Origin of the sequence: Frankia sp. CcI156, assembly GCF_001983015.1 — a bacterium.
Taxonomy (GTDB): domain Bacteria; phylum Actinomycetota; class Actinomycetes; order Frankiales; family Frankiaceae; genus Frankia; species Frankia casuarinae.
Genome location: NZ_MOMD01000028.1, coordinates 1 through 13,432 on the forward strand (window position 1 = coordinate 1; position 13,432 = coordinate 13,432).

11 protein-coding genes are annotated in these 13,432 nt (G+C 68.5%); 2 read left to right on the forward strand and 9 right to left on the reverse strand.

Annotation, left to right across the window (positions count from 1 at the left end):
• Positions 1-18 precede the first annotated feature (18 nt).
• Both CcI156_RS12120 and CcI156_RS12130 read right to left on the reverse strand, forming a co-directional pair.
• Positions 19-447, reverse strand: a complete 429-nt coding sequence (locus tag CcI156_RS12120; protein ID WP_076805739.1) for an organic hydroperoxide resistance protein — start codon at positions 445-447, stop codon at positions 19-21.
• A 917-nt stretch (positions 448-1,364) separates the two neighbouring features.
• A complete protein-coding gene (locus CcI156_RS12130; protein WP_254847389.1) occupies positions 1,365-2,573 on the reverse strand; it encodes a lipase family protein in 1,209 nt (402 codons plus the stop codon).
• Between the two features lie 605 nt (positions 2,574-3,178).
• Here CcI156_RS12130 and CcI156_RS12135 point away from each other — a divergent pair.
• Positions 3,179-3,985, forward strand: coding sequence for a DedA family protein (locus CcI156_RS12135; RefSeq protein ID WP_076805743.1), 807 nt, complete (start codon positions 3,179-3,181; stop codon positions 3,983-3,985).
• A 419-nt stretch (positions 3,986-4,404) separates the two neighbouring features.
• On the opposite strand, the gene CcI156_RS12140 is transcribed toward CcI156_RS12135, so the two are convergent.
• On the reverse strand, positions 4,405-4,743 hold the full coding sequence (locus CcI156_RS12140; RefSeq protein ID WP_011434508.1) for a P-II family nitrogen regulator: 339 nt from the start codon (positions 4,741-4,743) through the stop codon (positions 4,405-4,407).
• A 146-nt stretch (positions 4,744-4,889) separates the two neighbouring features.
• Here CcI156_RS12140 and CcI156_RS12145 point away from each other — a divergent pair, with 146 nt between their 5' ends.
• Entirely contained in the window at positions 4,890-5,432 is a 543-nt protein-coding gene (locus CcI156_RS12145; RefSeq protein ID WP_011434509.1) for a YbhB/YbcL family Raf kinase inhibitor-like protein, read from the forward strand.
• 40 nt (positions 5,433-5,472) lie between these two features.
• Here the strand turns inward: CcI156_RS12145 and CcI156_RS12150 are convergent, their stop codons facing one another.
• The 6 genes from CcI156_RS12150 to CcI156_RS12175 form a co-directional block, all read right to left on the reverse strand.
• The gene (locus CcI156_RS12150) at positions 5,473-7,623 is read right to left on the reverse strand and encodes a conjugal transfer protein TraC (RefSeq protein WP_076805745.1); all 2,151 of its coding nucleotides are present in this window, start codon (positions 7,621-7,623) and stop codon (positions 5,473-5,475) included.
• A complete protein-coding gene (locus tag CcI156_RS12155) occupies positions 7,620-9,122 on the reverse strand; it encodes an SCO6880 family protein (RefSeq protein ID WP_076805748.1) in 1,503 nt (500 codons plus the stop codon). Before CcI156_RS12155 ends, CcI156_RS12150 begins: the two co-directional genes overlap by 4 nt.
• Positions 9,123-9,161: 39 nt before the next feature.
• Positions 9,162-10,547, reverse strand: coding sequence for a hypothetical protein (locus CcI156_RS12160; protein WP_076805750.1), 1,386 nt, complete (start codon positions 10,545-10,547; stop codon positions 9,162-9,164).
• Entirely contained in the window at positions 10,544-11,332 is a 789-nt protein-coding gene (locus CcI156_RS12165; RefSeq protein ID WP_076805752.1) for a hypothetical protein, read from the reverse strand. Before CcI156_RS12165 ends, CcI156_RS12160 begins: the two co-directional genes overlap by 4 nt.
• 69 nt (positions 11,333-11,401) lie before the next feature.
• Positions 11,402-11,818, reverse strand: coding sequence for a DUF6112 family protein (locus CcI156_RS12170; RefSeq protein WP_011434514.1), 417 nt, complete (start codon positions 11,816-11,818; stop codon positions 11,402-11,404).
• Positions 11,815-13,032: a hypothetical protein gene (locus CcI156_RS12175; protein ID WP_023840585.1), complete on the reverse strand. Its 1,218-nt coding sequence runs from the start codon at positions 13,030-13,032 to the stop codon at positions 11,815-11,817. Before CcI156_RS12175 ends, CcI156_RS12170 begins: the two co-directional genes overlap by 4 nt.
• Positions 13,033-13,432: the final 400 nt, after the last annotated feature.

A 13,432-nucleotide genomic window follows, 5' to 3' on the forward strand; every position in this document is an offset into this window, starting at 1 on the left:
GTGAGCAGGGGAGCCGGGTCAGTCGCTCTCGACGAGGACCACCTCGGAGGGGATGTTGCCCCGGGTGGCCACGGAGTATGGGCACAGGGCGTGCGCGGCCTCCAGAATCTCCTGGGYGCTCGCCCGCTCGATGCCGGGGATCTGTGCCTCGATCCGCGTACTCAGCCCCAGGCTGCCGTTGTCGTTCCTGATCAGCCCGACGGTCACGGAGACCGCCGAGTCCTTGATATCGATCTTCTTCTCGCGCGCGATGGCCTTGAGYGCGCCATGGAAGCACGCCGCGTAACCGGTGGCGAACAACTGTTCCGGGTTCGTGCCCGGTCCGTCGTCACCACCGAGGCCCTTCGGGGCGGAGAGCTGGAGGTCGACCCGGTTGTCGCTGGACACCACCCGTCCGTCGCGTCCACCCCAGGCGGTCGAGGTGGCGGAGTAGATCGTGTTCGCCATGGTTGCCTCCGTGCATCAGGTGTTGCCGAAGCTCCGGAGAGCCTGTGACATTTATGCAACCAAACTGGTGCCCTAAAAACTTCGMGGCCCACACCTTCGATTCCCGCCTAGCCTGAGCGGACGGCGGAGGAGAAGACCGGTGAGCTCGACCGACCGCGACGGGGACGGCCCCGGGATACGACGATCGACACTCGCGTGATCTCCGCCGCAGTCGCCGAGTTGGCCGAGCACGGCGTCGGCGGATTCCGYGGGTTCCACCGGTCCCGCACGCTGCCCTCCGATGGCTGCCCTCCCATGGGCAGCGTGCGGGCGATATCTCCAGGCGGTACGGGATCCCCAGGCGGTACGGGGCCGTGCTCAGGTGACGATGCCCCACCCGGGCAAGAGCGATATGAGCTGACGATCAACCAGCTCGGGCAGGGTCCATCGGCTTTGGCCGCCCGTGCCCACGCTGCCCGTCTCCGGACGATGGTTGACGGTTCTGCCGGTCACCTGRCCTGGTGCTGGTGGYCGGATTGYCCCTTCGCCGTTGATGGGCACGGTGGGGACGGTCAGTGGAAGGTCGAGGGACGGTCGGTCGACGGTGCTCCACACAGCCCGGGGTGGGAGAACGACGGCGGTTTCGTCGGTCACCGTCGTGGGTGCTGGTGAGCGGATTCATCGCTTATCGCCTCGGGGCAGTGCGACCCGAGGGGGCTCTGCACCGCGCCCGCGGACTTATCCACAGGGTGGGTGTGTCGCCATGGGCAGCGGGCGGCGACGTTTTCCACATCAGCTACCCGATCRGCTACCGGATCAGCCACCTGACGGTCCCCATAGATGGGCAGGGTGTGCTCGGGCGCACGGTTGTCCACAGGCCCTGTCGTGAGCCGGGCCCTGCCGTGAGCCGGGGACGGGCCCGTTTAGCCGGGGACGGGTTATCCGAACCGAGCTGCGCGCATCTCGCAGATGTCGGTGACCGGCGGCGGGTGCGGGGCGAAGCGCTGCGCGACCCAGGCGGTGAGCTCGGCCATCGATGCGCCGAGGACGGTGCCGTGGTCCGCGTCGGGGTAACGCCGGTAGTCCACGGTCGTGCCCTTCCGGCACAGCCCGGTGACCACGCTGTCGGTCACCGGGCGTCGGATCACCAGGTCGAGGTCGCCCTGGAGAACGAGGGTCGGAGCCATCTTCCGCAGGGCCACCTCTCGCTGCCGGGCGAATCCGGCTGCGAATGGCTGATGATCCAGTGGATTGACGGTAAAGGCGGTGCTGACGGACGTACCGATGCTTGCCCTGATGAGGTCGGTGGCGCAGCGGTCGCGGGCGATCGACAGCAGTCGCCGGCCGGTCGGGGTGAGTACCCGGTCCAGGTTGATCGTCCGGTCCTCGACGGACAGCCCGATCATCGCCAGCAGGACATAGGCGACCCCGTCGGCATTGTGCTGCAAGGTGGCGAGGGACGCCGGCAGGTCGGCCAGGGGGGCGGTTGYGACGACTCCCCGGATCCGTAGCTCGGGTGCGTAGGCGGCGGCAATCGCTCCGGCGGCCAACACCGCCTGGCCGCCCTGCGAATAGCCCCAGAGGACGACGTCGCGACCGGCACCGGTCGCCTTGAGGGCGGCGGCGGCGCGCGCCGCGTCAAGCACGGCCCTGCCCTCCGGCTCGGCAACATAGATCGCGTGTTCGCCGGGACTCCCCAGCCCCGGATAATCTGTGAGGGCCACGACATAACCGGCCCGGACGAGCGGAAAAGTCGAGGCGGCGGCGATCAGCGCGGGTCGTGCCGCCGACGGTGCACAGGCATCCTTGAGGCCCGTGGTGCCATGCCCGAACGCGACGATTCTTCGGCCGCCCGGCGGAACCGGAACGTTCTCCTCCGGGGCCAGGATTATCCCGGACACCGGAATGTCGACGCCCGACGTCGCGTGGGATCGGTACATCACCCGCCACGCCCGGATGCCGGTCGGGGCCGGCGCGACCACCTGACTGGACAGAATTTCCCCGCGGGTTCCCGGTGGTAACGATGCACCTCGCTCATCGGGTCCGCCGGCACTGATTGCGGGGGATGATCCGTCGTTGCCATCCCGCTTTCCGCAGGCCGCAAGGGGCAGCAGTCCGAGCAGGAGCCCGAGCAGAAGCAGGACCATGAGCAGCGKGGTACGGACCGGGTGGGAAGGGCATCGGTGCGCCCCGACAGGGGTGGCCCCCGCAGCCGGTCGCGTCGGTCTCCCTGACCGCGCTGACCGCGCTGACCGCGCTGACCGCATCGGCCGGGAGCGCGGGGTCCGTGGCGTTAACGCATCCGGCCAGGCCGGCGGATCACTCGGATCACTCGGATCACTCGGGACAACAGGCCGCTGATCCTGGCTTGGCCGCCGATAACGCACGAATTAAGCCTAATGAGGCACATCCGGCCATCGACGTCGGCGGTCCACCTGGGCCGGCCAGATCTTGACTGGCGGCGGATCGCTGCACTGGACAATTTGGGAACTCATGATCGGAAACTCATGATCGGGCACCTATGGTGGGGAACCTATGAGGGACGTACCGGGCGCACCCGGGCATGCCGCAACCTGCCGGGACGCGCCCGGGACGCCGGGGAGCCACTCTTGCGGGTGCCCGGTGGGAGACGGGAGAGCGCTCGATACCCTTACGGTGTCCTCGGGCGGGTGCGGTGGCGGTCCCTCGACGGTTGCCGCGGTCTCACGGACGTGTCCAACCCGTCGTCAAAGCCTGTCGGAGGCCCGCGATAGTGAATGCATTCGCGTCGAACACCCTCGCTCTCGGCCCTGGCGTCCTCAGCGCGGACAGCTTGGCCAAAGCGGGCCTGGCTGTCGTTCTGCTGATCGTCTTCGCGGAGTCCGGCCTACTGGTCGGGTTCTTCCTCCCGGGTGACTCCGTGCTGTTCACCGTGGGTATGCTGATCGCCCGCGACGAGCTTTCCACCCCGCTGCCGGTGGCGGCTGTCCTGATCGGGCTCGCCGCGGTGACTGGCGACCAKGTCGGCTACCTAATTGGTCGAAGAGTCGGTCCGGCGTTGTTCCGACGCCCCGACTCGCGGCTGTTCAAACAGGAGTACGTCGAGCAGGCACACGAGTTCTTCGAGAAGTACGGGCCGCGGTCCATCATCCTGGCGCGGTTTGTTCCCGTGGTCCGCACCTTCACTCCGGTTATCGCCGGCGTGAGCCGGATGAACTACCGCCTCTTCATCACCTACAACATCGTGGGCGGGGTGGTCTGGGGTTGCGGCATCACGGTTCTGGGTTTCTACCTCGRCAAGATAGACTTTGTACGGAACAACATTGAGCCGATGTTGATTCTGATTGTCGTCGTCTCGGTGCTTCCCATTGCTTTCGAATTTCTCCGGGCCCGCCGTAGGAAGCGGKCCGGGAACGGTGCCGTGCGGGAGGGCTCCGCTGGATTCGGCGGGAGTGCCCCGGTCGCCGACGAGGCTGAGACCTTCGCGGTACGGCCACGCCGCGGCGGCGGGCGTCACTCGGTCGCCCATCAACGTCAGACGCCGGGACTGACCGAGGCTGATCGAGAAGACCGAGGCTGATCGAGAAGACCGAGGCCGATCGAGAAGACCGAGGCCGATCGGGATACCCCGATGGTCATCGCGGCCGCGCGAACGGTTACCTGCGATGCGGGCCAAGTCGCGAGGACAGGTCCCGGCGGGCTCCGCACCGATACGGGGGGAGTCGGCGAGACGCCCGCCGGGACCCGTCAACCGTATCGGGTCAACGGGTCATTGTCGCCTCTCCTCGTCACCCAAAGGTGGGAACAGTCGCTGGTCGCACACCGAAAGCATCGTTTGTATGACGATCGTCTCACTATTGATGGGTGGTGCCGTGGCCTTGGGGACCATCGAGCGATCGCGGCAATCGAGCTGGTCACGGTCGGTGCAGTCTGCTGGTCACCGTCACCGCAGCCGGGTGACCGCAGCCGGTCGCGTCCGGACTCACAAGGCGTCCGGACTCACAAGGCGTCCGGCCCGCGTTCCCCCGTGCGGACGCGGGCGATGGCGTCGACGGGAAGGACCCAGATCTTGCCGGCTCCGCTGGCCGCCGATCCGCCCGATCTCCGGATCACCTCGATGACGTCCTCGACGTCGCAGTCCGCGACGACGCACTCGACCCGCACGGCGCTCACCGACTCATCGTGGAAGGTCTGCCCGCGATACGTCTGGGTACGCCACAGTTCGATGCCGAATCCGGTCACCTGGCTGACCGTCATACCCTGAATACCGAAGGTCTCAAGGGCGGTGCGTACGTCATCGATGCGATGTGGACGCAGGATGGCGGTGACCAGTCTCACCGGGACMTCACCAGGTTGTCTGGAACCGCATGCCGACGGCCCGGCGCACCTTCGGGATGAGGTTTCATCGCGGAGAAGCGTAGAGCCGGCAAGCGACGGTTCCGTCTCGGGAATGTCATCGAATGGCGTAACGGAAGGAATGGTAGATGTCCCTGCTCGACCGCGGTACACCCCCCGACCCGTTCGACGTGCTGCCCGCCAAACCGCTGTTCACCGTGACCAGTACGGACCTCGTCGACGGTGGAGTCGTTCCGTCCGATCAGGTGCACACCAGCGCCGGGGGCGCCGACATCTCCCCACAGCTGGCCTGGTCCGGTCAGCCCGCCGAGACCAGGAGCTTCGTCGTCACCTGCTACGACCCGGACGCGCCCACCGGCAGCGGATTCTGGCACTGGGTCCTGGTGGACATCCCCGCGGCGGCGACCGAACTTCCCCGCGGCGCGGGCAGCGGCGACTTCACCGGCCTGCCCGCCGGCGCGTATCACGTGCGCAGCGACTGGGGCTCCAAGGCGTATGGCGGGGCCGCGCCGCCGCAGGGCGACGTACCGCACCGGTACATCTTCACCGTCCACGCGGTCGACGTGCCGAAACTAGAGATCAACGACGAGGTCTCACCGGCCGTCGTCGGCTTCAACCTCACCTTCCACACTCTCGCCCGGGCCGTGCTGCGGGTGACCTTCCAACGCTGACGGGGCCGCCCTGCCGGCGCGGCGAGATCCCCGGGGATCGTCAGCCGGTGGAGCTGGGACTGGGCTCCACAGGCGGGTAACCGAACCCGCCCGTGAGGTCGGCGGCCCGTGGGACGGCCGGGCCGCCGGCGAGCTCCCGGCCGGCGAGCTCCCGGTCGCCGAGGAGTTCGTCGGCCATCCGGCGCAGCCGGCCGGGACCGAGATCCGGCGGGTCCAGCTCGGCCGGATCCAGATCGTCGGGGGTCAGGTTAGTGTCGTCGACCTCGCCGTGCATCTTCGAGCCGTTGAGCACCACGGGGATCTCCAGGTCGCCGACGACGTGCTCGACGTAGAAGGCGCGGGCGCCGATCAGCCACAGGGCGTAGCCCGGGTCGAGCCTGGGGAGCAGGTCGGCGGCGACGTCGGTGAGCCCGAGCGCGGCCTGCGTGTCGGCGATCTGATCGGACGCCTGCTTGTAGAGGATCCGGATCGYGGTTTCGGCGAGCAGGCCTTTGGCGATCTCCACCGAGTCCGGCGAGGCGGACAGCAGGTCGGAGATGCGGTGGGCGACGATCGCGTTCGCGCATCCCCACTGTCGGGCGAGCTTCTGYTGGGCGGACAGCCGGCGGACGAGGCCGGCGAACCGCATCAGCCGCCAGCACTCGTCGTAGACGACGTAGCGCTGCACGCCGTCCTGGCGCATGAGTGCCGCTTCCATCCACGCCTGCGCGCAGGTCATGATCAGGGCGATCATCTCATCGCTGCCCTGGACCCRCTCCAGGTTCAGCACGGCGATCGGACGGTCGAAGTCCAGGGGAGAGGTGGTCGGCCCGTCGAACAGACCGCCCAGCGCGCCGTGTGTGAGCCGGCGCAGGGTCAGCGTGGCATCCCGGGAGGCGTCGCGCAGCTCGGTCGCGGTCATCGGGAGGTTGACACAGTCCTCCTCGGTTGGATCCGTCATCGCCTCCAGCACGTGCGGCAGGATCGGGGTTGCCCACCGGTCCGGGGACGCCCCGGTGATCTGCCGGGTCACGACGTCGAGAGCCAGGTCGACCGCGGTGTGCTCGGCCGGGGTGAGCGGCACCCCCTTCGCCGTCTCGATCAGGGACGACAGCAGCGCCGAACGAGCCCGCTTCACCTCACGGGCCCAGTCCTCGTCGGCGATGCCCATCGGACGGGGTGGGGCGTCGAGCGGGTTCAGCCGGGTGGCCATGCCGGGCCCGATGTAGGTGGGCTCACAGCCGAGGCGCCGAGCCAGCCGCGTGTACTCGCCCTTCGGGTCACAGGGTACGGCGGCCTGGTAGCCGAACGCCGCCCCTCGCGAGATCAGCGTCTTCAGCAGCGCCGACTTGCGGGAGCCGACCGCGCCGAACACGGCGAAGTTCGGATTCTCGATGACCTGCTGGCGGTACAGCTCGAAGACGTCGAAGTCGAACGAGTTCCCGGACCAGACGTGCCGACCGATGTACATGCCGGGCGCGGCCAGGCCGGAGTCGACGACGAACGGGTAGATGCCGGCGATCTGCGCCGTCGTCTCCATGTGCGCGGGAAGCCGCAGCTTGTGGAACGTTCGCCCGCCGAACGGCCCGAACAGCCGTGGCGGCTGTGCGCCCCGGCGCAGGGCTATCTGGGCCCGGCGCATCGCAGCCTTCTCGGTGGCCGCCGCGGCCCGTTCCGCGCGCCGGCTGCGCCGGGGGGGCTCCGCGGATAGGCGTCCCTCGCGCCGCCGCCGCGGACCGCCGCCGAGGTCCACATAGCCCTCGGCATCGCGTCCCGGGTCGTGGGAGGTGGCCTCGTAGTCCGCCGCCTCGTAGCCGTCGGGGTCGTAACCGGTCTCGTCGTAGCTGGGCGGGTCGTCGAAGTCGCTGTCGTCGAAGTCGCTGTCGTCGAAGTCGCCGTCGCCGAAGTCGCCGTCGGGGCCCTCGTCGTCGGGGCCGCCGGGGCTGCTGTCGGCGCGCTCGGGGTGACCGGCCACGGCTTCACCGGCTGGATAGCCGGCCGGCACGTAACCGCCCACCGCATGGCCGTTGCCCGCATAGCCGTTGCCCGCATAGCCGTTGCCCGCATAGCCGTTACTCAGCTGGCCATTGCCTGGCTGGCCATGGCTCGTGTTGCTGTTACCCGGATAGTTGTTACCCGGATAGCCGCCGGTCGGGTAGCCGGTCGGGACCGGGTACCCGCGCGCCGAGGCGTCGTCGTGTGCTGAGCTCACGAAACCCCCACCGCCAACGGTAGCGCTCCGACGCTGAAGCCCTGATCCTGCTCGCCGACGAGACGCACCATCTCCAACCGGCTGCGTGAGGCCAGCGTTTCGGCCTCACCGCAGGCGTCGGCGAGCCCGTCGAGGTCGTCGGCGGAGACCGTGACGAAGCCGTGGAAGCGGAAGGCGCCGAATCCGGCGATCAGCTCCTGCTCGCGGCGTTCGACCTCGTCGGCCTCGGCCACGTCGCGCTGGGTGGTGACCTTCCCGACCTTGTCCCGCATCTGCTGTTCACCGAGGTGCGCCATCCGCCGTCGGTTCACCGCCTTCTCCGCCTTCCGGCCGGGCAGCGGCTCGACCATCAGTGAAACCRTCCGCCGACAGGTCGTCTCCATCAGCAGCGGAGCGAGGAACGCGGCGGGGGAGGGCACACGCGGCCAGCCATTGATCCAGTACGTCGTGTGGAAGCCAGAGTCGGTGCGGTAGTGGTCCCAGGCGGTGACGGCCCGGACCGGGCCGGCGACCGCCGGGTCGATGCCGGACGCCAACCCCTTCAGGCCCCCGGCGAGGTCCGTACTCGCACCACCCCGCGCGTCAATCATCTCGATCGAGTACGGATCGTAGGTGGTGCGGATGACCGCGGCGAGCGCCCGTGGCGGCAGCCATCCGACCGTGTTGATGGACGCACGGGCGAGAGCCGCCTCCATCGTGCGCAGTTCGCCGAGCAGGACGGCGCAGGCCGCCTGGTCACCGCCCCCGGCCCGCTGGATCGCGCGCCGGGCGTCCCTGGTCCGAAGCTGGAACGAGAGGTAGGTCTCGTGTCGCTGCGCCACCGGACCCGCCGCGTCGATGACCTGTTGGTAAGCGTCGGCGGCCCAGGAGTCGTCGTGATGCCCGCGGACCCGCCAGTGCCGCTGAAGCTGGTCGCCGGAGTCGGGCAACGTGCGTTCCAACCACTGGATGCGCGACAGTTTGCCGCCCCCGGCGGTCAGTCCGGCCAGCAGTTCCCCCCAGGCGTCCACCCTGGCCTGCTGGTCACCGGACTCCAGCAGGGCGAACTGGCTACCCTGCACCTGCAGGACGGCGGTGTAGGTCTGCTGCTTGGCATCCTTTACCACCGCCACGTACCGGCCGCCGCCGACCGGTACGGACAACATCACCAGCGACGACAGCGGCCCCGGGAGGACCGTTCGGCTGAGCTGGTCCTCCCCGGCGCCCAGCCGGAAGAACGCGCCACGGAACACCGTTTCGCCCGTCACCTTCTGCATCGTGAAGCCGAAGAGGATCGGCACCCACTGGTCGAGATTACGATCCTCCACCCGGACGAACGCAACAAACAGGAGCGTTACTCCCACCVGTACCCAGAGTGGGATGAACAGGAGCGGAGAGCGAAGTGCCCCGAGCACACACAGCATCACGCCGATCATCAGGCCGAGCTGCGGCCAGCGCATGCCCAGCATGACTCCGCCGCGTTCCAGCGGTCCGAAGCGGTAACTGCGTTCCGCGATCATCGACTACCTCGCTACCTCGCTACCTCGCCACTCAACTACTCACGTGCCGCCGGTGCGGGACGGCGGCACCGCCGCCGTCATCTTCGGAGGCCGGGACGCCGGCGGGGGCACGGGTACCCGCCTCGTGGCCTGACCGGTCCCGCGTGCCCCGCCCGTGACGGAACCCGGGCGCATCGTCCTCGTGGCGCCGACCGGCCTGGAATTGCTGCCGACCGTGACCGTCGCCCTGGTGGGGGTGGCGGCTCTTGCCGGTTGCCGGGTACTGCCACCGCCGGCCCGGGGCCGGCCGGCCGTCGAGCCGCGCACCGCGGCCGTGGCGGCACCCGTCCGGGATGACGTGCCCGCCGGAGCGCCGAGGCCGCTGCCACGACCGGTCCGTAGCCCGGCTGGCCGGGGCAGCGCGGGCTCGCTGCCGACGCCACCGACGCCACCGGCGTCGCCGAGCATGCCGCGGTTGCGGGTCTGCAGCCGTGCGCCGATTCCGCGGAAAGTCTCCCGCGACGTCGATCCCAGCAACGCACCCGCCCCTTGGCCGAACGACGCCGCACTGCGCCGACCTGCCGAACCGACGGCGCGCATCAGGTGGATGTCGGCGAATCCCATCAGATGCAGCAGGACGAAGGGAGCGAACACCGCCGCAATCATCACCACGGCCCCGCCGAGGATCGTCAGTGTCTGATCGACTGTGGAGCCGCTCGAGTCGCTTGCCACACCGGCACCGAGTGTGAAAATCGCGTAAATAACCGGCTTCGCGAAAATCAGCGCCAAGAGGATCTCGGTCGCCCGCTTGATCCAGGCGCTCGTGGACATCGTCGGCTGCCCGGCCAGATACACCGGGATGAACACCGCCATCACGATGATCGCGACCTTGCGGATGTACAGCACCACGAAGAGCGCAAACGAGAACAACGCCACCAGCAGCGACAGCACGATGTCGAGTGCGAAGTTCCCCTGCTCCGGTAGGGCCCGCAGTTGGGTTACCAGGGCCGAGCCGAGTGGCTTCCCGTCACCGAAGGCGTCGGCGATCCCATCCGAGGCGGTGAGCACCATCTGTRGCAGGGTGAGTGCGACGAACGAGCCGAGGATCGCGGTGCCGGTGGAGGCGAGCGCGCGTGCGAAGATGTGAGGATCACCGCGCACGGCGCCCATGATGCAGGCGCAGATGAACAGGCCGGTGACGATCAGGACCGCCACCCCAAACGCGATGTTGTAGTTCTGGACGACGTAGTCGGCATTCAGGTTGATGGTCGTCTTCTGCGCCGCGAAGCTGAATACGGAGCTGGACAGGTCCGCCGCCATGCCGCAGAAGGCCTTGCCTGTCGAGTTGAAGTACGCATCCGCACTCCCCGCTATCGCATCCTTGATGGGGTTGAGCGGGTTGAGTGAACTAAGCGATACAGCCAGAACTTCCTTATCTTCGGTCACGTTCCAGCTCCGACCAATAGAAATTCTTTGAAATTTTCAGCTGCGCGTTCGGTGATGGCGGGTTCTGAAGGGCCGTCTTTTTCGTCTTTAAGTTTCCAGTCTCCCGAACTCCATACGACCTGACAATAGTCGGTTCCCCAACCCTGCCGTGGGGCGAGATTCGGGTTTTGATTTCCGTAGATGCCGAATGCGACGGCTCCCCAGAGGGTGACATCGGCCTTATTCTCATCGTAGGAGCGAACCGCATATCCGGCGATGCGTCCAATTAGAGTGAAGTTGGGAGATTGAATGGATGAAGCGCCGTATGCTTTTGCGCTTTCCATGTCATTCGAAATGRTCATTTCGGAAAGCCGCTTCGCCGATTCGGGTGTCGCGGAAATCGAATTGAACATGCTTCTTATGCGGGAAGGTTCACGATTTCGGAGATTTCCAGTAATAGCATCGTAGTTGGCGCAGGCGCTGACGGCGCCGGCTTCGGTGTGGGGGTAGCCGACCGGGATACCGAACTCGTTGATCCGGGTGGGGACACCGGGGACTGAGGTGGGGGCGGCGGTGTTGGCCGGTTGGCTGGACGGTTTCGGCGAGGGGACCAGCGTCGGCGTCACTCCGGGCGGGGTAGCGCTCGGAGAGGTCTGCGGCGCGACGGACGCGGTATCCGGGCCRTTCGAACCATTGTCTGGGACCACGTAACGGCCGATGACCAATCCGCCGATCACACTCACCGTGCCAGTGGTCACGATGATGATGATCAGGCGTCTGGCCGCCCACTCCACAAGGCTTACCAACGCCCACTCCCCTCACAAGACGGCACGGTCATCATCGCAATGTCCGCCCGCTGGTATCCGGGGAACAGGTCAGAAGAGCGTTGACGATGGGTCATGGACCACGCCGGGGTCAACGGCAACGGTGAGCTCTACGGCGGGTTGACGCTGGCCAGCCGGGTTAGGGTCGGGTGCGGTGGCCGTTGCACCGGTGGCAAGGAAGAAGTTGACGAAGGCTGCCGCGGCACCGACGAGGAATGCGAGACCGAAGCCTGCGATCACACCGCTCTTGCCGACCATCGACGCGCGTTCGAGGCCCATCCGTTCGCCGAGTGCCCATGCGATACCGCCCAGTAGCACAGCGGCGACCGCAGCGATCACCGCATAGGCCGCCAGGCCGTTGACCAGGTCTTTCAGAGCATTGATGCCAGGCGCCTTGGAGTCATCCGGTTTGACCTGTACCTCAGCGAGGACAACGGTCGCCTTGACGGCGGCGGCGTCCAGGATCATCTCGGTTCCTTTCCCACAGGCGGGGGGCCGCCCGGCCGATCCGGTCCGGCGATCCTTGTGGGTGCCGTTGGTGACCGTAGGTCGCCAAATGATACGCCCTGCGCCGCAGGGTGATCCTCGGTAGTCGCTCGTGGGCCGCCGGAAGCGCCAGAATCTGCACGGGTGGTGACCGCTTCCACGGCGCCGCCGGCCGCAGCCCCCGGCTGATCGACAGCGCCCGCAGCAGCCGTGACCTCGGCTTTCGCGAGAGTGAACAGGGCTTCCACGGCGGCCGCGGCCAGCTGGAGGTAGGCGCGGCGAGTACGTCGGCGTAGTCGAGGAATCCGCACCGGAGTATGCCTGCTGGGGTCGAGCCGGGCGTCGTACGGGATTCGGATCAGCGTGTCGACCTGGCGCCCGAGCCGGGCCGCCGCCGCGCGGGTCCGGGGCGAGGGACGGCCCCGGCGCGGCGCAATCATGGCTGCCACGATCATCGGCCCGCCGTGTCTGGCTGAGCCACCACCCGCCGCGTCCCGCAACGTACGCAGTCCGGTGAGTGTCGCCTCCAGATCGGCGGCGGTCGCGAGTGTGACGAGGATGATGAGGTCCGCGGCCTGGAGCGCCGCAGGCGTCAGCGGTGCCTTGGCCGGCGCGTCGACCAGCACCAGCGGATAGGAATGCGCGAGCAGGCCGAGCACGGACCGCAGTCCGGTCGGGGCGACGGTGTCGTCCGCGGGGACGACGGCGGCCGCCTCGTCGCCGGAACCGCCGCCGCCGTGCCGGTCGGATCCTCCGCCAACACCGCGTCGCACGGGAAGCACGTCGAGGTCCCTGGTGCTGCCTGCGGGACGACCGCTGATCATCAGAGGTAGATCGGTCACCGTACTGTCGGAGGCTTGCCGGCGGGCGACGTCGGCGACCGTCGTCGTTCCGGCCGCGCCGACCCGGATCGCGAGCGGATCACCGCGTGGTTCGTCCTCGTCCTCGGTGCCGGCGCCCACAGGCGACGATGGCGCCCCCCCGGGAGACTCCCCCGGCCAGAGATCGACCGCGAGGACCGGCTGCGCCCGCACCCCGGCGAGGGTCAGCCCGACGACCCCGGCAAGGGTGGTGGTCCCGGAGTAGGGGAACAGCGAGGTCACCGCGATCCGCCACGAACCGGGCAACGGGATACGGGCCCGGTCGCGCAGAGAGAGCCGTACCGGGATCTCTTCCCATGGCTCGAGATCGCGCACGCCGGCCCACGGCTCCTGCCACGGCCACAGCCGACCGTCCGACGACGGCCGGCGACGCGAGACGGTCTGGCCGCCTGCCGCCGCGGCCTCGGGGGTGGATCGAGACGCCGGATCCGGCTGCGGTTGCGCGGGGGGGAGCACTGGAGCCGTCGGCTGCTTCGTGTCCGCGGCTGGCGCGGCCGGCGCGGCTGGCGCGGCCGGCGTGTAGCGGGCGACCGGCGGTGTGACCGGCACCGCGCAGACGTGGCCCGGGACGGACGATTCGGAGGGGACCGGATCGTCCGTGGGAGGGGCCTGCGCATCCCCGGGGCCGGTTACCTCGATCGGGCCGGCCGCGGCTGGCCGGCTGGCCGCGGCGGATGGAACGGTTGCCGTCGGCGGATCGGTCGGGCCGCTGATC

What these genes read in the sequence shown, in the direction of transcription:
- CcI156_RS12145 (WP_011434509.1), top strand. Translation starts at nt 4,890, where the DNA reads ATGTCCCTGCTCGACCGCGGTACACCCCCCGACCCGTTCGACGTGCTG.
- CcI156_RS12170 (WP_011434514.1), bottom strand. Translation starts at nt 11,818, where the DNA reads ATGATCCTGGACGCCGCCGCCGTCAAGGCGACCGTTGTCCTCGCTGAG.